Annotated in this window: 15 protein-coding genes, 1 tRNA gene, 1 pseudogene and 1 riboswitch; of the genes and pseudogenes, 8 read left to right on the plus strand and 9 right to left on the minus strand. The window is 39.5% G+C overall.

The genetic code is table 11. The annotated features are described in order from the left end of the window. Positions 1 to 91: 91 nt before the first annotated feature. From AC4MRQ_RS16440 to recQ, 4 genes are all read right to left on the minus strand, one after another. Entirely contained in the window at positions 92 to 2,488 is a 2,397-nt protein-coding gene (locus tag AC4MRQ_RS16440) for a TonB-dependent receptor (RefSeq protein WP_491198791.1), read from the minus strand. Between the two features lie 414 nt (positions 2,489 to 2,902). After that, positions 2,903 to 3,109: riboswitch (cobalamin riboswitch) on the minus strand. Positions 3,110 to 3,554: 445 nt separating this feature from the next. Further along, positions 3,555 to 5,339 (minus strand): methyl-accepting chemotaxis protein, encoded by a 1,785-nt coding sequence (locus tag AC4MRQ_RS16445; RefSeq protein ID WP_491198792.1) that lies wholly within the window; start codon positions 5,337 to 5,339, stop codon positions 3,555 to 3,557. Between the two features lie 180 nt (positions 5,340 to 5,519). Then, positions 5,520 to 8,996, minus strand: coding sequence for a PPi-type phosphoenolpyruvate carboxykinase family protein (locus AC4MRQ_RS16450; RefSeq protein WP_491198793.1), 3,477 nt, complete (start codon positions 8,994 to 8,996; stop codon positions 5,520 to 5,522). Positions 8,997 to 9,426: 430 nt separating this feature from the next. After that, a complete protein-coding gene (recQ, locus tag AC4MRQ_RS16455) occupies positions 9,427 to 11,604 on the minus strand; it encodes a DNA helicase RecQ (protein WP_491198794.1) in 2,178 nt (725 codons plus the stop codon). A 342-nt stretch (positions 11,605 to 11,946) separates the two neighbouring features. On the opposite strand from recQ, the gene tatC reads away from it, so the two are divergent. The 6 genes from tatC to clpX all read left to right on the plus strand — a co-directional run bounded on the left by tatC (position 11,947) and on the right by clpX (position 17,354). After that, entirely contained in the window at positions 11,947 to 12,768 is an 822-nt protein-coding gene (gene tatC / locus AC4MRQ_RS16460) for a twin-arginine translocase subunit TatC (RefSeq protein ID WP_491198795.1), read from the plus strand. Between the two features lie 4 nt (positions 12,769 to 12,772). Further along, on the plus strand, positions 12,773 to 13,531 hold the full coding sequence (gene lptB / locus AC4MRQ_RS16465) for an LPS export ABC transporter ATP-binding protein (RefSeq protein WP_491198796.1): 759 nt from the start codon (positions 12,773 to 12,775) through the stop codon (positions 13,529 to 13,531). 73 nt (positions 13,532 to 13,604) lie between these two features. Further along, positions 13,605 to 13,686 (plus strand) — tRNA-Leu (locus AC4MRQ_RS16470). A 141-nt stretch (positions 13,687 to 13,827) separates the two neighbouring features. Continuing rightward, positions 13,828 to 15,186 (plus strand): trigger factor, encoded by a 1,359-nt coding sequence (gene tig, locus AC4MRQ_RS16475; RefSeq protein ID WP_491198797.1) that lies wholly within the window; start codon positions 13,828 to 13,830, stop codon positions 15,184 to 15,186. 192 nt (positions 15,187 to 15,378) lie between these two features. Then, positions 15,379 to 16,059, plus strand: coding sequence for an ATP-dependent Clp endopeptidase proteolytic subunit ClpP (gene clpP, locus AC4MRQ_RS16480; RefSeq protein WP_491198798.1), 681 nt, complete (start codon positions 15,379 to 15,381; stop codon positions 16,057 to 16,059). An 80-nt stretch (positions 16,060 to 16,139) separates the two neighbouring features. Continuing rightward, entirely contained in the window at positions 16,140 to 17,354 is a 1,215-nt protein-coding gene (clpX, locus tag AC4MRQ_RS16485; RefSeq protein WP_491198799.1) for an ATP-dependent Clp protease ATP-binding subunit ClpX, read from the plus strand. An 81-nt stretch (positions 17,355 to 17,435) separates the two neighbouring features. Here clpX and AC4MRQ_RS16490 read toward each other — a convergent pair whose 3' ends face one another. The 4 genes from AC4MRQ_RS16490 to AC4MRQ_RS16505 form a co-directional block, all read right to left on the minus strand. Then, the gene (locus tag AC4MRQ_RS16490) at positions 17,436 to 18,536 is read right to left on the minus strand and encodes a glycosyltransferase (protein ID WP_491198800.1); all 1,101 of its coding nucleotides are present in this window, start codon (positions 18,534 to 18,536) and stop codon (positions 17,436 to 17,438) included. A gap of 42 nt (positions 18,537 to 18,578) precedes the next feature. After that, positions 18,579 to 19,703 carry an SPOR domain-containing protein gene (locus AC4MRQ_RS16495; protein WP_491198801.1) on the minus strand — a complete coding sequence of 375 codons (1,125 nt, stop codon included), beginning with the start codon at positions 19,701 to 19,703 and terminating at the stop codon, positions 18,579 to 18,581. Positions 19,704 to 19,777: 74 nt separating this feature from the next. Then, positions 19,778 to 20,725 (minus strand): hypothetical protein, encoded by a 948-nt coding sequence (locus AC4MRQ_RS16500; protein ID WP_491198802.1) that lies wholly within the window; start codon positions 20,723 to 20,725, stop codon positions 19,778 to 19,780. Next, positions 20,694 to 21,704, minus strand: coding sequence for a lysylphosphatidylglycerol synthase transmembrane domain-containing protein (locus tag AC4MRQ_RS16505; protein WP_491198803.1), 1,011 nt, complete (start codon positions 21,702 to 21,704; stop codon positions 20,694 to 20,696). Before AC4MRQ_RS16505 ends, AC4MRQ_RS16500 begins: the two co-directional genes overlap by 32 nt. Positions 21,705 to 21,818: 114 nt before the next feature. Between AC4MRQ_RS16505 and rsmA the strand changes: the two genes are divergently transcribed. Both rsmA and AC4MRQ_RS16515 read left to right on the plus strand, forming a co-directional pair. Next, positions 21,819 to 22,652 carry a 16S rRNA (adenine(1518)-N(6)/adenine(1519)-N(6))-dimethyltransferase RsmA gene (gene rsmA / locus AC4MRQ_RS16510; protein WP_491198804.1) on the plus strand — a complete coding sequence of 278 codons (834 nt, stop codon included), beginning with the start codon at positions 21,819 to 21,821 and terminating at the stop codon, positions 22,650 to 22,652. 11 nt (positions 22,653 to 22,663) lie between these two features. Next, a pseudogene (locus tag AC4MRQ_RS16515) lies at positions 22,664 to 22,867 on the plus strand (magnesium transporter MgtE N-terminal domain-containing protein); the annotation flags it as partial. On the opposite strand, the gene glyA reads toward AC4MRQ_RS16515, so the two are convergent. Continuing rightward, complete coding sequence (glyA, locus tag AC4MRQ_RS16520) at positions 22,786 to 23,793, minus strand: serine hydroxymethyltransferase (RefSeq protein ID WP_491198805.1); 1,008 nt, start codon at positions 23,791 to 23,793, stop codon at positions 22,786 to 22,788. The pseudogene AC4MRQ_RS16515 and the gene glyA sit on opposite strands and share 82 nt — an antisense overlap. Positions 23,794 to 23,796 lie beyond the last annotated feature (3 nt).

Consider the following 23,796-nt stretch of genomic DNA (forward strand, 5'->3'; position numbering starts at 1 on the left):
GTAGCGGCATACCTCTGAAGTAGTTTATGGATCGAATTTTAAGGCCCAGCTTAGTGGCAGATCGTCTAAGCCGGACCTCTGTGTAAAAAACTTACTGCGTAATGCCGGCTATACGAATACCTCCGTAAACAGTGCGAGGCAGAGCAGGCCCATAAATGTATGTTGGATCACGTTCAACGCCTGTTTCAAAATCATCCTGAAAGCTATTAAACAGGTTTTTGACACCTGCAAAGAGTTCAACCGGTAATCCTGCGATATTTATTTCGTATTCGGCCTTTATTCCAAAATCGAAAAACTGCGGTGTATGCCTTAGTTCACCTTCATAATCATCGTCGGTTATCGATTGATCGTAATAAGCGATTGGCATTTTACCAGTGTATTGTCCGGTAGCAATCAGGTTCAGGTGATGGCCTGCTTGCCAGTTCAGAGTGAAAAATCCATAATGATCGGGCGTTCGCAGAAAGTCTGTTGTACCCAACTCTTGTGGCTCTTTATATTTGCTGCGCTGAACGGTAAAACCAGCGTTTAAGGTAAGGGCGTTAAAATACGAGACTGTGGATTCGAAGTTAACTCCCTGCACATAAGCCCCGTCGGGAGCATTGGTGCGCAGGTAAGTAACAGTGCCGTCAATTACATCGCCAGGTATGGCTACAAAAGCATTATCCAGGTATGTATGGAACCCCTCGGCTAATAATGAGAAGTTAAACGGACCAAATTGTTGATTATAGTCCAATGATGCCATGTAACTATGACTGGTCTCTACCTCTAATCCTTCAGTATTTTTATGAATCACCTGCCGTGTTGCCGAGGCGCTTATATGAAGATCTTCGTCAAATATCTGGGGAGCACGGTAGCCTTGCGAATAGGATGCACGTGCCTGAAGATTGGGTAAAACATCCCACAAAACGTTAAACCTCGGACTAATCACATTACCCTCACAATCACCGGTACCATGCACATTGTCTTTAATATCGTAAATATCGTAACGAAAACCGCCGGATAGCTTCAATACACCTATGCGTCGGTTGTATTGCATAAAAGCACCATAAATTGTTTTATCCTGGTTGGCAACTGTTGTATTAGGTGCCTGTTCAAATCCCGTTATTTTATCATCATCCCATATTGGCTTATCGTAGTCAGGGTATCCCAGCTTCTGATCTTTTAGCTGGTCACCCACCAACTCAATACCTGCCAGCAAACTATTGAAGCCAAAATCAGATTTAAATTGGGAACCAATAGTGTAGGTTAATCCGTCTGTTTGCCCATAGTCTGTCAGCGACTGATTGGCTCCATAGTAAGATGCACGATCAACATCTTGTGCAGATGCAAAAACACTTAAATGACTTGTTTGGCCCATAAAATACTCATAGTTAACGGCTCCCGTTGTTATTTTATGCTCGACCGCCTCTGTTAAGTCTGCCATATGGTATAGCTCATCAAAACGGTTGCCGCCACGCCGTTCTTCGTCAATACGAAAGAAGTCGAACACTACTTTACTACGGTAGGATGGACGATGGTACAAACGGGTACCAAAAGCCAGATTTTTTAACTGCATCAGCTCCGAAAAATCATCGCCATTGACATCGAAAGGATCGCGCTCGCGCAAACTACCGAAAAGGGCCATCCCGGTTTTTTTATTATCAGATACCATTGAGGCGTTAAACCTGGCCGCGGTTTCACTTACCGATTCAGTACCATCTAAACCAACACCTATTGCACCAGATTGTAGCTCTGCTGCATAGCTGTTTTGAATGGGATCTTTTGTGATGATGTTGATGCTTCCGGCAATGGCATTACTGCCGTAAAGTGCTGATCCGCCACCACGCGTTACTTCAACACGTTCGATCATAGCGGTCGGAATTAGCTCCAATCCATATACGCTTACAAGGCCTGAGAAAATTGGCCGGCTGTTAATCAGTATTTGCGAATAGTGACCTTCCAGACCATTCATGCGCACTTGCACCATGCCACAATTCTGGCAATTGGTTTCGGTGCGTAGGCCTGGCACATAGCTCAGGGCATCGCTCACCACAATGGGCTGAACATTTTTCATTGTTTGATTGGTTAAGCGATTCACAATGGTTGAAGCCGTTCGCCGGGTTTGTTCATTTCTATCGGCTGTTACCACTACTTGGTCTAATCCAAAAGCATCTTCTTCCAACATAAATTCTATGGATTTGTTGGGCCCTGATTTTAAGGTTATCGTCTTTTCCTCCGGCTTATAACCCATCGATTGGGCTTTAATGGTAAATTGTCCTGTAGGTAGTTCATTTAATTCAAATTCACCAGCCGCATTGGCTACTGTTCCCAATGTTGTATTGCTAATAATAACAACTGCATAGGGAACCGGCTCAGAATTGTGTTTGACAATACCGCTAATGCTGGCCTTTTGTTCGTTTTTACTGGCATAAACAACATTGCTTATCATCAACAGCAAGGTCATTAAAGCGCTGATCTTTGTAATTACGCTTAGTTTAGTCTGTTTCATTTTACAAATAGATTTAACCTGAGATCAACTTAAATTTTGAGATCAGATTGCAATAAAAATCTGATTTACAAGGCATAATTTTAATCGAATACCGAGTGCTATCGGTATTGCGATAGAGTTTAATGCTGTAAATCTGGTTTTTAAGCAAAATCTTTGCAAAACCACTTATAAACAGTAATCTTCTCCGTCTAAATGATTCAAAATAGTCCTCTATTCTTTCATCATTTACACTTGAACCTTACTTCTTATAAGCGTTCTGAATCCAAAATTTTACATCGAACTCAGGTTATCAGCAATCGACTAATATTATAGTCCATTACCGGGTTAATAATATTTGTAGCATGATGGAATAATAAATACAGGTAGGACGTGCCATGGATTGCCTTTCCGTGTATTGCTTTAACTCCCGAAAGCTACATGAATTCCATTCTGGCAGGTCTTCTGACTTTCCCAACTTTTACTTCCTTCCCATCGGTCAATAACCAATAGTGGATGCAGTGTAAAAGCATGTGTCACAATAGTGACTTGGGATTACAGCAGCGGGTACTGTTCAGGATTTTCACCTGATTCCCTTACTAACTAATCTGATAGAATAGTTATACCAAAAATCGATGCGAAGATATAAATGTTTAATTAATTATTTATAAAAGTTGAACAATTATAAGCGGGTTGATTTTAAAAGTGTTTAGTTCGTGGGACTTATCTCTTAATAGATCTGCTAAACTGATCTCCTACTTAGTTGGTAGTAACATGCAGATTAAGACAAGAGACCTGTCAGGTTTTAAAAACCTGACAGGTCTGAGCTTCTGGAGTAGTATTTACGAATTTAAACATCGGCTTAGTGGGTAATCCGCTTAGCCGGTTGAAAGCTACCTCTCACCTATTCTTTAAGGTTTTACACATGACCACTGTTCCCAACCCCTAACTCTAAACCCAAAACTCTCCATATGTCCGGATTGTATTAGTAAGACAGGCGATTTATGGATCGAATCTTTACTTATATGACGGCAATAAAGATTCGATCCGTAAACCAATTTTAACTCTAAACCCTCAACTCTCAACTTCCTTAATTCCTGATCTTAAAATGTTCTAAAACTCCCTTTAATCTGATGGATTGCTCATTTAACTGGTTAACCGTCATGATCATCTTCTCGGATGCAACTGCATTTTCCTGGGTGATGTGATTAATTTGCTGCAAAGTTGAAGTAACCTGCTGAACGCCGTTGGACTGTTCATTGCTCGATACAGCAATCTCTTCAATCAGGTCAGCATTTTTCTTCACCGATGGTATAAGCTTAAACAGGCTATTGGTTGTCAATGTGGAAACATCAAGGCTCTCCTGCGACATACTTACGATTTCCTGAGCAGCCTCGCGGGTACGCTCCGCTAGTATTTTTACCTCCTGGGCCACAACTGCAAAACCTCTTCCCTGATTACCGGCACGCGATGCTTCAACGGCTGCATTTAAGGCTAAAATATTGGTTTGGTCAGCAATTTCGGTAATAACCTTAACCTTATCGCTTATGGTTTTAACAATTTCGTATGAGTCGCCCGCTTTGCCCTTTACCTGTTCCAGCTCGTTGCTTGCCTCGTGCGATGCCTTAAAGGTATTTTGTGAATTCATAGAATTTTGCTGCGCATTGGAATTGATCTCCTCCATCGAAGTCGCGATTTCTTCATATGAACTGGCCTGTGTTTGTGCGCCGTGGGCAATCTTTTCAGAGCTTGATTCCAGTGAATGACACGTTTGGTTGAGCTCCGTTACAACTTCTGAAACCTCTTTCATCAGTGTTTTAAGCGTTTCCACCATGATAACAAAAGTATGCAGCACACCAGTTGCCTTACCTTTCAGATCATCATGGATCATCAGGTTTCCATCAGCCACCTGAGCTGCTATCTGCGCCACTTCATATGGTTCAGCGCCCAGCATCTTCCTGACACCTTTTAAGATGAAAATACTAAAAGCAACCACCAAGGTGGCACCCACAGTTATAAAGCTGATAATCCACCAGCGGGTAGACCAGGAGTTTCGGGCCAGACTACTAAGCAGTGCTGTTTTGGCTCTTCCGATAATAGGTTCAACCTGGTGCACTTCGCTTCTTAATTGACCCAACAAACCACTTTTTTCGTCTAAGCCAAGCTCCAGTTGCTTATCAACCATAGTCATAAAAGTTGATTGATAATTTTTCAATAAGTCCAGCATTTCCTCCTTTGCAACTTTATTGTAGTTTGAGCGATTAATTGCACGTTCAAAGGCAGCGGCATTATCGGTGAACTTCTGTTTATATTTTAAATCGTGCCTGAGTAGAAAATCCTTTTCATGCCGACGTCCCATCAGCATAAACACCATCAGATGATCATGGTTGTATTGTTTTAAGGTGCTTTCAATGTTGTGTATCGCCTCCCGCATTTCACCAACCAATCCATAATCTTTAAATCCTTTTTGAAATGCTGTTGCTTTTATTTGCATAAAAATACCCTGGTAATTAGTCAATGACTGATGAATGGAATCAATCATCGGCACCATGTTATTGCTAATGATGATATCCTGTTCCATAAGTTCCTCGCATATTGAAATAGAGGTATCCATGTTCTTTGAAAAACGCTTCAGGTATTTATGATCATTCGTTTTATAGAATTGAGGATCTGTAACAGCACGCGCCAGAAAATCCTTCTCGTTGCGGCGCATTTGCAGCATTAAAGATTCTAATTCATGAATACGATTCTCAATCAGGTTGTTATTCTGCAAACTGTTAAGCGAAAAATGAGTGTAAATGCCAATGGCGCTAAAAGTGATTACTAAAAGAACTGTTAGGATGGCAAATCGAAAGCGCATGGTTCCTCGTTGCATGGTTTTATGTTTAGGTTATTCACTAATTCCTGAGGCACTAAAATTACTGCGCGCTTTTACCTGTTCTGTAAACTTAACCTTAAGATAATACTAATAAATCATCAATGATGACAAAAAAAGAGGCTACCGAACGGCAGCCTCTCATCTGTTTGTGTATTGTAATGAATAACCTTAGTGTATTTATCCTCTGTAAATAACATCGGCACCAATAGTTCCTTTCAGGTCTTTCAGATACGCTTCTGAAGTAGCGTAAGCCAAGTACTCTTGTGCTTTAGCCAATCGCCCTTCGATATCTAAATCAGACTTGATCTCTGCATTTTCGCCATTTGCAGCAAAGTTCTCAAGGTATGCAATCTGCTCTTTGCGGAATGCTACTTCTTTTTCCTGCTTCAATGCTAAACGCTCTTTGTACCAATCGCTATTGATAACATACTCACGGTCGAAGTACTTGCGTAATTCAGGATGGCTGATCTCTTTTCCTTCGTACTCACCATAAGCCATAATGTGAAGTAAGATTTTCAACGGAGGAATCGCACCATCTACTGATCCTTCTTCGAAGTAGCGCTGGGCAACTTTTTGCTGTGCTTCAACAATATTGTTGATCCCATCTACATAATCTTCCATTCCCTGAAGTTCAGGCTTCAACATTTGCTCGTTAAATACAGCTAATGGCTCGTCAAACAAGCGGTTCATACAGCGGAAAGCAAAGTTCTCAGTAATACGGTAACCCAAGCGGCTGGCCAATACTTTCTGACCATTGTGTTCAAAGTCTTCCAACTTCTCAAGTGAACCATTTTCGATTAGCAACTTAGGATCACGATCTTCCGGTACTAAACGAGCCCATATCTCAGGAATTAAGATTGAGATATCGTGGTCGAAACGGTTCTGTCCAACGTAACCTGCTGCCGAACTGAAACCTTGATATTCAGTTAATATGTATGATAATAAGGCATTGTTTAAGTCTGTTGTAGGAACTAACATGTTGAAAGGCCCCTTAGTTAATGCACCCTCTGAACCTGCCCCTGTTGTTGATGGCGATTTACCTGTTAAACTACAGATAAAGTCCATGAATAATTCAGGAAGCTCTTGATAGTGAATTGGGTTGTAAACCGCCAATGGACGAATACCATTTTTCTTATCAGCCGGGTTATTACGACGACCTGGTAATACTGCATTTACCACGTCAATAACAGGCTCTTCTGACTTGATCTTACGGAATAAACGTACACCAACTTCACCAAGGTAGTTATCGATAATATCATCCTTAAAGATGTTACGCTCAAGATAACGTGGGTTGTTGGTTGGAGTTCCGTCAACAATACGTGTGTGCGAAGGAACAACGAAGTAACCATCTTTTTCGCTGTTGATCACCTTCATCAACAAATCCTTGACAGGCTGCGTATATTTGTCGAAGTTAATTGCATCCTCATACAAAGCAATCGCATCCTTCTTAGTTAATGGCTCGTAGTTAGTTAAGAAAGTACCGTCAGTCACAATATCTTTCTCAGCTCCTTTATCGTATCCGCGGATAATCGCTTCATCAGGACGCTGGAACAGGTGACTCTCACAGTTAGTAACTACTTTATAACTCTTATTCTTGTACTCAGCATTCAAGTTGCTTAACTGACTGGCGGGTAAAACAATTGTTGCTGAGATATCATCTTCCATCTGGATCTTCTGGCTAGGAACAAAGTCAGAACGAAGCTTATGAAGCAACCAGTTACCATCTTCATTAAAACCAATACGTACGTAACTTGCTGTTACTTTATTGTTTTTGTACTGAAGAGTAGTTCCTTCACGACCGTTGATAAATTCAACTGACATGTAATCTTTCCAGTTTCCTTTTTCACTTTCGTTACGGTACAAACGCTTAATGAATAGAACCAATGAACGAATGTGCGAAGGAATACCATTTAAGAACTCATTGTACTCGTCGCTATATGTCTCAGAAGGCGTTAACAACTTAACAGCAGAACCTAAAGCACGTTTTGGGCTCAAGAATGGACGTGAGGGCTCAGCATCAGGACGGATACTCTTCCAACGGTTAGAGAAATCGTAGTTAATGATTTCATCTGCTGCTTTGAAGTCCTCTTCAAGGTTCACAATGTTAAATGTACCATACTGGATAGCATTTTGCATTGACTTAGAAATCTCTGACTTACCACCACCAGATACAGTACATGGTTTGTGACAGAATATACCCTCAGGTTGTGTGTTTACAATACGCCACATTGGCTGAGTCGGGTGTTTCGCCAACTGGAATTTGTGACCTGACGGGTGAATATAAATCTTTTCAGGAGAAAGTATTAACGATTCTTCTTTACCATTTACAGTCCACACAACTTTGCTGTTATCAATATCGATAGTTGCGTGCTCCTGAATGTATGTGATGTTAGAGAATTTCTTATCTACAGCATAGCCTTCGGGATAAACAGTTACCCTGTCGCCTAATAATGCCATGGCCTCATCGAACGAATAAGATTTTTCTAATTTTTCAGAGAAAAGCTCACCATATACGTTATCGCTCATAATTCCACGTGGGTAAGCAATAGCACCTCCAGCGTGCTCTTCTTCAACCAAACCAATCATGTTGGCTGAGTAGCTGATCTGCGTCTTAATCTCTTTCTTTGAGTATCCGTAGTAGTTGTCGCCAATTAAGGTTACCACAACACCATTGTCATCACGACAGGTAATTTTGAAAGCACCACCATCGTTATACAACTCATTCTCATCCTTCCAGCACATACCATCGTTACGCTGACGCTCGGTTGCATCGTCGTAATGAGGAAGACCAATATCTTTTTTCTTAAGCTTTGTCATTTGTGGTGCAAGGATAATACATCCTGTTGTACCTGTCCAATGCTCAATATCCAGTGCAGAATCGTTTTCAGCAAGGTTATGGTCACCTGCGTTACCAAAGATGTTCTCTACGAAATCAAGGTTACTTACTAATGTACCTGGCGCAAAAAAGCGAACTTCCATGCTTTTTTCAGATATAACACCGGGAACCTCAGGACATACAACCGGACGAAGTAATAATGACACCATAGTCTTAGCCTTCTCTTCCTGTGTAGAAGTAAAAGGTAATATGTTCATATCGTCATCAGGATTAACAGCTGCTTTCAACATGTTAGCAAAAGCAATCTTTGGCACTTCTTTTTTATCCAAAGGCACTGGTAATCCACCTTCAACAATGTGGAATGTTCCTTTTGTAGTACGCTTATCTTTATCAGGGTTATTTAATATACCCTGCTTTAATCGGTATGAACTAACCAGGTCACTTTTAAACTCGTTTGCATTTGGTGGTAAACTCACCTCACGAGCCAAACCTTTTTGGTTAAGAACGAAAGTTTTATTTGGTAGGCGATATTCAGCTTTGTCAATATCAACATCGCTTAAGTAAGTGTTCAAAAAGTTCTGAATACGCGTATCAGCTGGTGATAGATGATCTGATAACAAACGTGATTTCTCTTTGAAACTATTAATTAATCCTTCGGTTAAAGAAAGGAATTTAGTGTTAGAGTATTTGGTGTCGGCGTCACAGGCATCATAGTACAAAGGCTGACCAATTGAGGCCAGTTGCAGATTGATGTACTGGATCATATCCTTCCGGTCCTTCTTACTAGGTTTCTGCTTCTTTTGCATATCATCTTTCATTTTGGTACGCGTTTTAAGTTATGAATGAGCGACAAATTTAAACAATATCATCACGTTTTAATAACATTTTAATAGATTTTGAATGTTAATATTTCTAAATTATTTCAATAAATAATTTTAACCAAACATAATGCCATATTTAAATAGCATTACTTTAATCAATAATTGGAATTTTAGAAACAATACCTTATAGACTGCTATACAGCGTGCATACTTTGGGTTTTCAGTGGTACATTCTTATAAAATGATATAAAATCATCTAAAAATCGTGTTGATTTGTAATGAACACATGTGTAAAAGCAATAACAATTGAAGATTTTAGGAGACCAAAAGATATTGAATTGATAATTTATCGGGCAAAAAAGTAATAATCCGACAAACAAATAGTAAAAAAGGGAACTCTCTGAGCTCCCTTTGTATTTAGTTTAGATTAATTTCCAACTTCGGACAGGAACTTAATCCTGACGATTCTTACATCTTCTTCAGAGTATTGATCCTCTCCCAGCTCCTCCAAAGCTGCCTGAATTTCATCCGTTTCGGCATCCTCTTTAAAATAATAAAAGATGTCGTCCCGATGATCTTCGTCCATGATCTGGTCAATGTAGTAATCAATGTTAACCCGGGTACCTGAATAAACAATAGATTCCAATTCTTTAATTAACTCCGGCATATCCAGTCCTTTTGACGACGCAATGTCATCCAAAGGCATTTGCCTGTCAATACTTTGGATAATGGCAATTTTGTTTTTCGATTTGTTAGCAACCGATTTAACCACCAAATCCATCGGACGATCAATTTCATTCTCGTCAACATGCTTACCAATCAACTTAACAAATTCCTTCCCAAAGCGTGATGCCTTGCCGGTTCCAACTCCTGGAATGTTTTGTAACTCTTCAATAGTTACCGGATAATAGGTAGACATAGCTTCCAGTGAAGGATCCTGAAAGATAACAAATGGAGGCAAGTTAAGCCTCTTAGATAATTCTTTACGCAAATCCTTCAACATCGAAAACAGTTGATTATCTACCGCAGCAGTTCCGCCTGTATTGGTTTCTTCTTCCACCACATCAAAATCATGATCTTTCGTCATCGTGACAGAATGTGGTTTTTTAAGAAATTCATGGCCTGATTTACTTATATGCAGTAAGCCATATGATTCAATGTCTTTAATTATTAATCCTTGAACCAACGACTGTCGTACAACCGCATTCCAATGTTTCTCATCAAACTCGTCACCTGAGCCAAATTCATCCAGTTCGTTATGCTTGTATGATTTGATTGCCGTATTGCCATTACCGGTCAGTACATTAATAACATGATCTGATTTAAATCTTTCTTTAAGAAGTAGTATTGTATTAAGCAGTTGAACGATATTGTCTTTAGCCTCAAATTCCTCTTTAGGATTAACACAATTGTCACAAGTCTCGCAATCTTTTACTTCGTATTTTTCTCCAAAATAGTGCAACAAGGTTTTCCTTCGACAAATTGAAGATTCGGCATAAGCTACAGTTTCCAAAAGAAGTTGCTTACCAATTTCCTGTTCGGCCAGAGGCTTACCCTGCATAAACTTCTCTAATTTCTGAATGTCCTTGTAGCTATAAAATGCGATACACCTTCCTTCTCCACCATCACGACCGGCTCGCCCTGTTTCCTGGTAGTATCCTTCCAGGCTTTTCGGTATATCGTAATGAACAACCAGACGAACGTCCGGTTTGTCAATTCCCATACCAAAAGCAATTGTAGCCACAATCACATCAGTTTCCTCCATCAGGAACTGATCCTGGTTTTTGGCTCGTGTTGAAGCATCCATCCCTGCATGATAGGGCAATGCCTTTATACCATTCACAACAAGAGTCTCGGCTAATTCTTCTACTTTCTTACGACTGAGACAATATATAATAGTAGACTTACCCGCATAATTTTTGAGGATTTTAATGATCTCCTTTGAAGCATGCATCTTTGGACGCACTTCATAATATAGGTTCGGACGATTAAAGGATGATTTAAAAACCATGGCATTAAGCATTCCCAGGTTTTTTTGAATGTCGTGCTGAACCTTTGGAGTGGCCGTAGCTGTTAATGCTATAACAGGTGAATCTCCGATTTCACTGATTATGGGGCGAATCCTTCTGTATTCGGGTCTGAAATCATGTCCCCATTCCGAAATACAGTGAGCTTCATCTACCGCATAAAATGAAATTTTAACCTGCTTAAGAAAGTCGATATTTTCTTCCTTTGTCAAAGATTCAGGTGCGACATAGAGTAATTTGGTCTTACCTGCTAAAATATCCTCCTTAACTTTACTAATCGCTGTTTTAGTTAAGGAAGAATTAAGGAAGTGCGCTATCCCGTCGTCCTCACTAAAATTGCGCATGGCATCAACCTGATTCTTCATTAACGCAATTAGTGGTGAAATAACGATCGCCGTTCCTTCCATCATTAAAGCCGGCAGTTGGTAGCATAATGATTTACCACCACCCGTTGGCATCAAAACAAATGTGTCATTCCCTTTTAATACATTGTTGATGACCTCCTCTTGATTCCCCTTGAAGGTATCAAACCCAAAATGCCGCTTTAAGCTTGCATTCAGATCAACCTGCTTTGCCATAACAAAATCCCTATTTATACTGCTTCCGCAGTACTTGTTATCCTCGATTTATAGATTGCAACAAAAATAAAAAACCTTTTAGTTTTCTATATAAACATCCCGCTTATAATTATGTATATCGGTAAGATAATACTACTTAAATTAGCTTATTTTGTTACAATCTTGAATGAAGTTAGATAATATCTTTGGTATAACCAAAAATGTTTGAAGTTAGCAATTGGTATATTATCTTCGCATGAAGCAAATAAAGCCATTAAACACATTGATGTTAAGTATTTTTAACATTTTGTTAATGGCTATTCATCTACTTTTGCTTTTTGGTGTAATTATTAACGAAATTGTATGTCAGAGGAATCTAATAGGGAAATGTCATTTTTGGAACATCTGGAAGTTTTAAGATGGCATTTGGTAAGGTCATTCGGTAGTGTTCTTGTATTCGCCATACTGGCTTTTGTATTTAAAAATATTGTTTTTGATACTATCATTTTAGCACCCTCCAATCCGAATTTTTTCACTAATCGCTTATTATGTGAACTGGCCGACAGATTTAATCTGCCATTATTATGTATTAACCAGGCTCCGTTAAACCTGCAGAATATTAATATGTCCGGACAGTTTACTACGCACATTTGGGTTTCATTGGTTGTTGGTATTGTAGTAGCATTCCCTTATATATTCTTCGAATTTTGGCGATTCGTGAGGCCGGCATTATACCAGAATGAAATTAACAATTCAAAGGGAGCCATTTTCTTTGCTTCAACCTTATTTTCTATTGGAATAATGTTCGCTTACTTTATTATATGTCCGTTGTCGGTTCATTTTCTGGGAACATACCAGGTAAGTGGTCAGGTAGAAAATATAGTCAACCTTGGATCATATATCAGTACTATTACTTCTATTGTTCTGGCTGGTGGAGTTATCTTTGAGCTACCAATCTTTATTTACTTTCTGGCTAAAGTTGGTTTGGTAACCTCTGACTTTTTAATAAAGTACCGAAAACACTCTATTGTTGTTGCCCTGTTACTTGCTGCTGTAATTACTCCGCCAGATGTAATTAGTCAATTATTGGTGTGTTTTCCTTTAATTATATTATACGAATCTGGTATCGTTATTGCCAAGCGACTTGAAAAAAAGAACCTGACAGACGAACCTGCTAAAGTATAGCATTATGAATGAAGCATTAAGATTACATACAGATACACTGATTAAGAAATATAAAAGCCGTACCGTTGTTAAAGGCGTTTCGGTTGATGTAAAGCAAGGCGAGATCGTAGGTCTGTTAGGTCCAAATGGAGCGGGGAAAACCACTTCGTTTTATATGATGGTAGGATTGATAACGCCAAACAGTGGTAAGATATTTCTGAATGATGAAGAAATAACAGATGCACCTGTTTACAAACGAGCACAAAAAGGCATTGGTTACCTGGCACAGGAAGCAAGTGTTTTTCGTCAATTAAGTGTAGAGGATAATATCAGGGCTGTTCTTCAAATGACAGATTTTTCAAAAGAATATCAAAAAGATCGTCTTGAAGAATTACTGGAAGAATTTAGCTTAACTCACATTCGAAAAAGTTTAGGTATCCAGTTATCAGGAGGTGAACGTCGACGTACTGAAATAGCTCGTGCTTTAGCTATCAATCCTAAATTTATTTTACTGGATGAGCCTTTTGCTGGAGTTGACCCTATAGCAGTTCGTGACATTCAGGAGATCGTAGCTAAATTGAAATATAAGAATATTGGCATTCTGATTACGGATCATAACGTACATGAAACGCTGGCTATTTGTGATCGTGCCTACCTGCTTTTTGAAGGTAAGATATTGAAAGCCGGCACAGCAGAGGAATTGGCACTTGATGAGGATGTGAAACGATTATACCTTGGAGACGATTTCGAATTGCGTCGACGTGAATTTGAGCCAGAGAATTAATTTTGATTTTTTTAAGAGAAAAATTTGGAAGCAAGGAAAAAGGATATATCTTTGCACCGCGAAACTAAGAAATGCGGATGTGGCGTAATTGGTAGCCGCGCTAGACTTAGGATCTAGTGCCTTCGGGCGTGGGGGTTCGAGTCCCTTCATCCGCACTAAAACCGCCTCACTTACGATTCAATTCGGTGGTGAGGCGGTTTTTTAAGTTTGTACAAATAGTGAAATTAAAATAGATTCCACCCTCTGTTAATTTCGAGTAAATAATTGAGGAGCGGTTCACTTTAAATCTTTAGGAAATGAATATTTCAAAGGAAAACATTGATGCATTAAACGCGGTTATTAAATTAACTGTTGAGAAAGAGGACTACGCAGGCCGAGTTGATAATGTTCTTAAAGACTACCGTAAGCGTGTTAACATGCCGGGTTTCCGTGCTGGTAAAGTGCCAATGGGTGTTGTTAAGAAAATGTACGGAAAAGCTGTAATTGCTGATGAAGTGAACAAGCTGGTTTCTGAAAAAATTCACAACTTCATTGTTGAAGAAAAGCTTGATCTGCTTGGAGAACCTCTTCCTTCAGAGACACAAGAAGTAATTGATTTTGACAATGCAGAGAAATTTGATTTTGCATTTGATATTGCTTTGGCTCCTGAGCTTGAATTAAGTTTAAGCAAGCGTATTAAGTTACCTTATTACAATGTAACTATCTCAGAGGAGATGTTTAAGCAGCAGAAAGATTCTGTTACCGGTCGTTTCGGTAAATCAGAAGTTATTGATGCAGCAACTGAGAAAGCATTGGTGAAAGGAAACTTCGCTCAGTTGGAGAATGGCGAAGTAAAAGAAGGTGGCATTGCTCCAGAAGATGTAGTATTATCAATGGCTATCGTTAAAGACGAAGACGAGAAGCAAAAGTTAATGGGTTCTAAAGCTGGCGATGTGATCGTGTTTGATCCTAAAAAAGCTTTCCCTAATGATACTGAGATCTCACACATGCTAAAAATTACCAAGGAAGAAGCTGAGGCTTTAACTGGTGATTTCCAATATACAGTAACTGAAGTTACAGAGTTTGTTGAGGCTGAAATCAATCAGGAACTATTTGATAAAGCTTTTGGTGAGGGTGTTGTAAATTCAGAAGAAGAGTTTGAAGCTCGTATTAAAGAAGACATCACTAAGAATTTAGAGATGGAAACTGAATATCGTTTCTCAGTTGATGCAAAAGAGAAATTGATGGGTAAAGTAAAAGTTGATTTCCCTGAAGCTTTCCTTAAGCGTTGGTTATTGGCCACAAATCGCGAGAACGAAAAATTAGATGAAGCGACACTGGAAACTGAGATGCCACGTTTCTTAGAAGATTTGAAATGGCAGTTGATCCGCAACAACATCATTAAAAACAACGAAATTAAAGTTGAAGAAGCTGATGTGATTGAGTTCGCTAAGAAATCTGCTAAAATGCAATTCATGCAGTATGGGCTGGCAAGTGTACCAGAAGAACACCTGGAAAACTATGCTCAGGAAATGATTAAGCAGGAAGAGCAGCGTCGTCAGATGGCTGAAGGTGCTATGCAGGAAAAAGTAATTGCTTTCATCAAAGAAACAGTTAAAATTGAAGAGAAAGAGATTTCTCGTGATGACTTCAACAAGTTATTTGAAACAAAATAGTTCAGTACATAACTGAACAGTCAAAATAGCAGATAGCCTCGATTGTGTCGGGGCTATTTTGTATATAATTTTCGATCATACAAAGAACTTACAAGTTCATTATGTGTTAAGATGAATGTATATCTCTGTACGTTTATGAGATAGTTCGCAGTAAATTGTTAAATTAGCACATTCTAACAAAAACTTTTGAAAATGATTGATCCAAAAGATTTTAAAAAATACGCTACAAAGCACTTAGGTATCAACAGCCTTGCTTTGGACCAATATACTTCGATATCAAATAGTTATATTTCACCAACTATTATCGAAGAACGCCAGTTGAACGTAGCCAGCATGGATGTTTTCTCACGATTGATGATGGATCGCATTATCTTTTTAGGCTTACCGATTGATGATTATGTAGCCAACGTTATTCAGGCACAATTGCTTTATCTGGAGTCGGCTGATCCTTCAAAGGATATTTCCATCTACTTTAATTCTCCTGGTGGTTCTGTATATGCCGGATTGGGTATATATGATACCATGCAGTATATATCATCGGATGTTGCTACAATTTGTACAGGAATGGCGGCTTCAATGGGTGCCGTGCTATTAACTGCCGGTACAAAAGGAAAGCGAACTGCATTGAAGCATTCACGCATCATGATTCACCAACCAATGGGTGGTGCACAAGGTCAGGCGTCTGATATTGAAATCACAGCACGTGAAATTGGTAAATTAAAGAAAGAGTTATACACTATAATTGCTGATCATTCAGGTAATACTTATAAGAAAGTGGAGAAAGATTCTGATCGCGATTACTGGATGACAGCCGAAGAGGCTAAAGATTACGGCATGATTGATGAAGTTCTTGTTCGTAATTTAAAAAAATAAGTTGATTTAAATGAAATAAGCGATGCAGAATCAGCTATTAGTTGGCTCTGCATTTCGTGTTTTTTACTAGGGATAGAAATATGGATAAATGTTCATTTTGCGGTAGGGAAAGAAAAGATACAAACTTGCTGATAGCCGGTGTTTCAGGACATATCTGTGATAGCTGTATTGAACAGGCGCATTCCATCTTGGATGAAGAAGTTAAGAAGAAGAACTCTTTTGATGTTGATGAGATAACGCTTTTAAAACCTTTGGAGATTAAAAACTTCCTTGATCAATATGTGATTGGTCAGGAAGCAGCCAAAAAATACCTTTCGGTAGCGGTTTATAACCACTACAAACGATTAATGCAGAAAAGTAGTACTGATGAAGTTGAGATTGAGAAATCAAACATCATCTTAGTTGGTGAGACTGGTACCGGAAAAACATTATTGGCGCGAACAATAGCCAAAATGCTACATGTTCCATTTACTATAGTTGATGCTACTGTGCTAACTGAAGCTGGTTATGTGGGGGAAGATATCGAAAGTATCTTAACACGTCTATTACAAGCTGCCGATTACAACGTTGAAGCAGCTGAGAAAGGTATCGTATTTATCGATGAAATCGATAAAATTGCCCGCAAAAGCGATAATCCATCAATTACCCGTGATGTATCTGGAGAAGGAGTACAACAAGGTTTATTGAAGCTTCTGGAAGGTTCAATCGTTAATGTTCCTCCTCAAGGTGGTCGTAAACACCCTGAGCAAAAAATGATTCCGGTAAATACCAAGAACATTCTTTTTGTCTGCGGTGGTGCCTTCGATGGCATTGAACGGAAAATTGCTCAGCGATTAAATACCAAGGTAGTTGGTTACATGGCCAGTAAATCGAATGAAAAAGTAGATACTGAAAACTTGCTTCAGTACATTGCTCCTCAGGATTTGAAATCATTTGGATTGATCCCTGAGATTATCGGTCGATTACCTGTTTTAACATATCTGCAACCACTTAACCGTGAAATATTACGACGCATATTAACAGAACCAAAGAATTCAATCATCAAGCAATACGAGAAGTTATTTGAAATTGATAACATTGAGCTGAAGTTTGATGATGAAGTACTGGAATATGTTGTTGATACAGCAGTTGAGTTTAAATTAGGTGCCAGGGGGCTTCGTTCGATATGTGAAACGATCATGATGGATGCCATGTTTAACGCTCCTTCAGGAGATGAAAAAGAATTGGTAATATCACTTGATTTTGCCAAAAAGAAAATGGAACATGCTAATATAGCTCGTTTAAAAGCGAGTTGATATTAATCTGAAATAATATAAAAGCAGCTTCTCGGCTGCTTTTTTTGTACTTGCTAAAAACATTTTTGCACGCTTAAACTCTTAACCAATTGCTCGTGATTTCCACTTAAGTTTAAAAAACAAAGGATAAACAAGAACGGATAAGGAATAGAACGGATAAAATAATTGCCATATAAGCACTTCCAGGAGTGAAATTGAAATTCGAAATGTTCTTGATCCGGCCTTCAATAGTATAAAGTCGCACAAACTTTTTACTGTCAGTAGAAATAAAAACACCTTTATAAAGTCAGGTAGCCAAATACTGAACACCAGGCAAAGTACAATAATAAAATTGCTTAATGCTATAGTAAGACCTGTGCGAATAATCTGTTTGTCTTTATACTTTGGTGCTTTGGCAGCCCATCGTGCCCGTTGTTGGATAAAATCTTTTAACGATGTAATGGACTCTGTTTCAACCAGTGCTTTATTGGATTTTATATAGTGAATTTCTTTACCCTGTTCCTTTAACCACTCCAGCAAAAACATATCATCACCAGATGCTATTTCTGTTTGTAAGTTGGTGCTTTGATAGAGATCTTTTCTACACATTAAATTAGCTCCATTACACATAATTGGTTGCTTCGCTAAAGCGGCTGCTCCACCACTGATTTGCAAAGCTGCGAAGTCGATCGCTTGAAAACGGGACAATAAACCTTTGGAGTTTCTGATACCAACAGGTCCAATTAAGAGATCTGGTTGGTGCAGCTGATAATATGATGACAGAGTAGCCAACCAATCTGGATGAAAGGTACAATCAGCATCTGTTGTTACAACAACCGGATTTAACACAGCGTTCACCCCTTCCTGCAGTGCAGTCTTTTTTCCATGACCTGTCGCATTAATAAGCTTGTAAGGGTGGCTGAACTGTTGGAGCAATTGATTTAGCAGACATAAACTATCATCCTCAGAATGGTCATTGATTAGCACCAGTTCCCAATTTTGGTGAGATTGCCTATTTAGCGAATGAATCAATGCAGGTAGATGTCTTGATTCATCTTTAAAAGGAATTATTACTGAGATGTCCTTGACTGAGCGTTCTTCCGGAATAAAATCGTCAGTTCTTATCCAGATGATATACCAGCTTACTATTTGTACCGAGTAAGCAACAAGTGGCAAAAGGAATAAGAAATAAAGGACATTCATAGGCAAACAAAAGCCGGATTAATTATCCGGCTCTATCATTTATTATCGTTTAGTGATTATCCAGCTTTCCATTTTGTCGCTTTGCAATATCTGCTCCTGCCTGGCTTGAGCTTCATACACTTTAGCAAATGATTCGAGACTTACAAGGTGACGGTTATTATGAGCAAATGAGAACGCCTGATCATAGCCTTTTTGTTTCAGGTTATCAACCATCTTGTTTGCATTAACTTCAGAACTAAAACTACCAACGATTAGCTGATGGGGCTTTTTGACATCTGGTTCTAACTCTGTAACAACTTTCTCTACTGGTTTTTCAGCAGGTTGTTCTTTCTTTTCTATTGATGGCCCTGCATCTATCTGACCAGCTGCAATTGTTGGTTCTACTGGTACCTTTTGAGGTTCTGTTCTTTTCATTTCTGAGCTTAACTTTTCCTTAGTTTCCTCAGGGGAATTGTCTTGAAAGAAAAAGAAATATATGGTGAACCCAATAAGCGGAATCAGTATAACCATCAGAAAAATCGCAACAGAACGATTTCGTTTAGTATTATCTTCTTCCAAGTATCTATTATCTATTGCCACTGTATCCTGGTTAGTGCTTTCCTCTTTCTCAACTTTTTGATCTTCATCTTCAAAAACAGGAGTAGAAACTATTTTTTCTGAGGATTGTTCAAAAACCGGCTTTGGTTCTTCAAACTCAGCAATTGGAGTTGTTTTATTTAAGTTGGTTTCAGATGTTGAAACTTCAGATGTATGCGTTTCTTCTGTAATTTCATCAGTTGGATCGATATCTAATAACGATTCGTCATTATCAGCACTAACCGTTTCCGTCGAAGGCAATCCACCCTTATTTAAATCTTCTGACTGTTCAAAACGAAGAATTCCTGTGGCATCTTTAGTAAAAGCTCCCAGTTGTGGAATGTTGTAAGTGCCATTCTCGTCCAATTTCGCCTTGACCATTTCAACATATTCGTCAATCTTCTTTTCGGCCTCATCTCTGCCAATATTTTCCTCTTTAATAATATGGTCAACAAGAAGTCCATCATTAAAGCTCAGAAAATTATTGAATAGGACTGAAAAACCGTTTTCTTTTGCCACTATAAAGGCACCAAAATTTGGCACAATAACCCGGTTATTTTCTTTAATCAAAGAAAGAATGTAGTTTTCCATTGCAAGGATTGTTCTGATTAACAAATAATATCAAGCACCTAAGATAAGCAGATTTCTAAAAAAACGTAAATCTCTTAAAGTTCTTTTTGTTTAAGTCTCTGTTTTATAAGGCTATGTTTAAGCAAAGTGTAACTGCCGATAATGGTTGGCAATACCACGTTGGTTATCCATAAACTAAATGTAGCCAGTAAGATTAAGGGGGTGTTGGCTGAAATGGAAGTAAAAAGGAAGATAGCAACACTACCTCTGATCCCCATATCAATTAAAATATGCGATGGTAAAATGGTTATAAAGAAAAAGTAAAGAGTAGAAAGAGCCAGATAATTAACAAACGAAACATGAATACCCCAAAAATTCAACCATACAAATAGCTGAATGATATATACTAAATAACGCGTGACAGTCCATAAAAGCAATTTGAAAAAAATACGATTACTTAATGCTTTCAGAGTCCTGAAATAATACTTCACTTTTTCTTTATAGAAAGCCCATATAATAACGAAACCCGCACCAATAAATACAGGTAACAAAATAAGAAACAGGTATTTAAATTGGTTATTGAAAGTCAATGAAGGTTTTGGAACTAATAGTAACGATATTACTCCTGCTACAAGAATAACCATGTTTTGAAAAATACCACCAACGGTCGTCATAACGGCTGCATTCATTCTGTTACGTTTTGGGAGTAAAGCCATTCGTCCCCCCATTTCGGCTATTCGCGATGGCGACCCAACGGCAGTAGTTGTTCCGGCCATCACCTGCTTCCATGCCTCTGAGAGTGATAACTTCGTAAAGGGTTTCATCAGTATCTGCCACCTCTTTGTTTCACAACCTAAATTGATAAACCAAAGAGCAGTTAATATGCCTAAAAGAGTAACTGTTTTAACAGAAAAAGAAACAGATGCAAGAAGAGTTGGCCAGTGCTCGAAACGAATAAGTCGAAGAGCAATATAAGCATAAGCAACACACGAAAAAATTAAAACAGTGGCTTTACCTATTCGTAACCAAGGCAGCTTTTTCATTTCTTGTGCGGTTAAATACAGGCAACAAAGCAAATGCTAATAAACCACCACCAATTATCATCAGGTTTTGGGCTGCATGAACAACTAAAGCAAATACCCCACCTTCTTCAGTTGGGATACCATAAAGTTTTAAGGTAGCGATAACCATAAAATGCCAGGCTCCGATACCTCCTTGCACAGGAGCAATCATGCCAAGACTTCCGGTTAGTAAAATGGTGATACCTGCGTTAATACCAAGAGAAGATGTTGATGGCATACTGTAAAAGCATACATAGATCATCAGAAAGTACATCAACCAGATGAATAGTGAATGAAAGATAAACAGCGGTTTGTTCTTTATTTTTTTTATGGAACTGACACCTTCAGTGAATTTGATCATCAGGTTTTTCAAGAACATCAGTGCTTTGTATTGCTTTGCATATCTTTTAACCAGCCACAAAGACACAACAGCCAACGCAAGTAAACCAAAAAATAGTGGAGATAGAAATATTTCACTTACTGAGTCCAGTTTAAGAGTACGAAGCAAAAAATCTCCCAGTAAATCAAACTGAAGCGCCAAAACCAATATGGTGATCAGAAGGAGCATAAACAAGTCTGTTAATCTCTCCGCTACAACTGTTCCAACCACTCGTGTAAACGACAAGCGTTCATATTTACTTAAGACACCGCATCGTGATACCTCTCCCATACGTGGGAATACAAGGTTGGCCAGATAACCCGTCATAACAGCACCAAAAGTGTTGATAAGTCCGGTTTTCTTTTCAATGGGTTCAATTAACATTTGCCATCGAATAGCGCGACTAACATGACTTAGTAATCCAAGACTGATTGATAAAGCAATCCATCCATAATTAACATCATTACGAAGTGCGCCGAGTATTTCTTCAGCATTTTGATCTTTGTATAATTGATAAATGATGAATAATCCAATGGTCGGAAATAAAGTAAATTGGATAAGCTTTGGGATGGATCTTTTCACTGATTGAACGAATTTAAATTTTTAGGTATCTTCATAACGGCTTTTGTCACGTTTTCTTACCTTTGCGCGCTGAATAAGCGTCGAAAGATACAAATTTGTATTTCTTTGACCAAAGTGGTCTCAAGAAGTGGGCTGAATCGTGATATTTTAATAATGGACTGGGATATGGTAAGAGCAAAGAAACATTTAGGACAACATTTTCTTACGGATTTGGACATCGCCCAGCGAATTGTTAGTGGTCTTTCAACATCCAATAAGCAGGTAATTGAGATTGGTCCGGGTACAGGTGTATTAACCCAGTATCTTGTTCAACGACCTGAAATAGATTTAAAATTGATCGAGCTGGATCGTGAATCGGTAGAATATCTGACTGCTCATTATCCTGAATTAAATGGGCGAATCTTCTTTAAGGATTTCCTGAAACTGGATTTGAAAGAGATCTTTCCGGATGCTTTCTCACTAATAGGAAATTTTCCATATAATATATCAGGACCGATATTTTTTAAAGTATTTGAATATCGCAATCAAATACCAGAGGTTGTAGGAATGTTACAAAAAGAAGTAGCAGAACGATTGGCAGCAGGCCCGGGAACAAAAGTTTATGGTGTTTTAAGTGTTTTGCTTCAAGCTTTTTACAAAATTGAATACTTGTTTACTGTAGGCGCTCATGTCTTTAATCCTCCGCCCAAAGTACAGTCTGGCGTTATCCGATTGACACGTAATGAGGTTAAAGCATTGCCATGCGATGAAAAATTGTTTGTTAAAGTGGTAAAAGCCATTTTTAATCAGCGTCGTAAGGCCATTAGAAATTCACTTAAAGCAATTCCTTTTAATAAAGATGCGATTGCTGACCATGAATTTCTGACCCGCCGTCCGGAGCAAATGAGTGTGGACGATTTCATTGAGCTGACTTGCATGATCCAGAATAATCCGATTACTAATACCTAATTCTCTTTGCTATGGTGAATTTTGAATTAACAAGAGAATATATTGATAATCTCCAGGAACTGATTGAAGCTAAGAATGAAAGTACAATCTCTGAGCTTCTGGAAGAATTACACCCTGCAGATATAGCTGAGATTTATGAGGAGTTAAGCATCGAAGAGGCGAAGTTTCTGTACTTCCTGATGGATGACGATACAGCTGCTGATGTACTGACGGAGTTGGAGGAGGACGATCGAAAGAAGTTTCTGGATAGTTTACCAAGTGATGTTATCGCCAAGCGCTTTATCCAGAGCACCGCCGAGTTCTCGACCACCCGCTGTTGGTACTCCTTCCACTCTGGCTCGAGGGCCTCGGCAAAGGCCACTGCCTTGGCGGCAATGACATGCATGAGTGGTCCGCCCTGGACACCGGGGAACACTGCCTTGTCGATCTTCTCGGCCCACTCCTCACCACACAGGATGAGGCCACCGCGAGGTCCCCGCAGGGTCTTGTGGGTGGTCGAGGTCACAAAGTGGCAGTGAGGCACTGGTGACGGGTGCAGCCCGGCTGCGACCAGCCCGGCGATGTGTGCGATGTCGGCCATGAGCAGCGAGCCGGCCTCGTCGGCGATGGCCCGGAGCCGTTTGAAGTCGATGGTTCGGGGGTATGCGGAGGCGCCGCAGACGATCAGCTTTGGCTTGTGCTCGACTGCCAGCTCCCGGAGCCGCTCGTAGTCGATGGTCTCGGTCTTGCGGTCGACACCGTAGGCCACCACCTCGAACTCCTTGCCGGAGTAGTTGAGCGGGTGTCCGTGGGTCAGGTGGCCACCGTGGGTCAGGTCCATGCCGAGCATGGTGTCGCCCGGCTTGAGCACGGCCAGGTAGACCGCCATGTTGGCCTGTGCACCGGAGTGGGGCTGTACGTTGGCGTGCTCGGCAGCAAACAGCTGCTTGGAGGACTGAGGATGCAGCCAACAGGAGAAGCAATGCGAGGAGGCAGCGACAATGACGCGGATGTCGACAGCAAGCGAGCAAGCTGGATGCCGAAGTTTCAGTGGAGAACAACCAGCTAGGAGGACCAACAGATGTTGTGGAGAAATGGATTGCAAGAACTGGCTGGTGTGCTGTGCGACAAGTAGTGCGCACTTTCCTTGTGTTGTGTGCACGTT

This window comes from Carboxylicivirga sp. (assembly GCF_982718395.1).

Coding starts and splice junctions, on each gene's coding strand:
- AC4MRQ_RS16440 (WP_491198791.1), bottom strand. CDS start 2,488: ATGAAACAGACTAAACTAAGCGTAATTACAAAGATCAGCGCTTTAATG.
- AC4MRQ_RS16445 (WP_491198792.1), bottom strand. CDS start 5,339: ATGCAACGAGGAACCATGCGCTTTCGATTTGCCATCCTAACAGTTCTT.
- AC4MRQ_RS16450 (WP_491198793.1), bottom strand. CDS start 8,996: ATGAAAGATGATATGCAAAAGAAGCAGAAACCTAGTAAGAAGGACCGG.
- recQ (WP_491198794.1), bottom strand. CDS start 11,604: ATGGCAAAGCAGGTTGATCTGAATGCAAGCTTAAAGCGGCATTTTGGG.
- tatC (WP_491198795.1), top strand. CDS start 11,947: ATGTCAGAGGAATCTAATAGGGAAATGTCATTTTTGGAACATCTGGAA.
- lptB (WP_491198796.1), top strand. CDS start 12,773: ATGAATGAAGCATTAAGATTACATACAGATACACTGATTAAGAAATAT.
- tig (WP_491198797.1), top strand. CDS start 13,828: ATGAATATTTCAAAGGAAAACATTGATGCATTAAACGCGGTTATTAAA.
- clpP (WP_491198798.1), top strand. CDS start 15,379: ATGATTGATCCAAAAGATTTTAAAAAATACGCTACAAAGCACTTAGGT.
- clpX (WP_491198799.1), top strand. CDS start 16,140: ATGGATAAATGTTCATTTTGCGGTAGGGAAAGAAAAGATACAAACTTG.
- AC4MRQ_RS16490 (WP_491198800.1), bottom strand. CDS start 18,536: ATGAATGTCCTTTATTTCTTATTCCTTTTGCCACTTGTTGCTTACTCG.
- AC4MRQ_RS16495 (WP_491198801.1), bottom strand. CDS start 19,703: ATGGAAAACTACATTCTTTCTTTGATTAAAGAAAATAACCGGGTTATT.
- AC4MRQ_RS16500 (WP_491198802.1), bottom strand. CDS start 20,725: ATGAAAAAGCTGCCTTGGTTACGAATAGGTAAAGCCACTGTTTTAATT.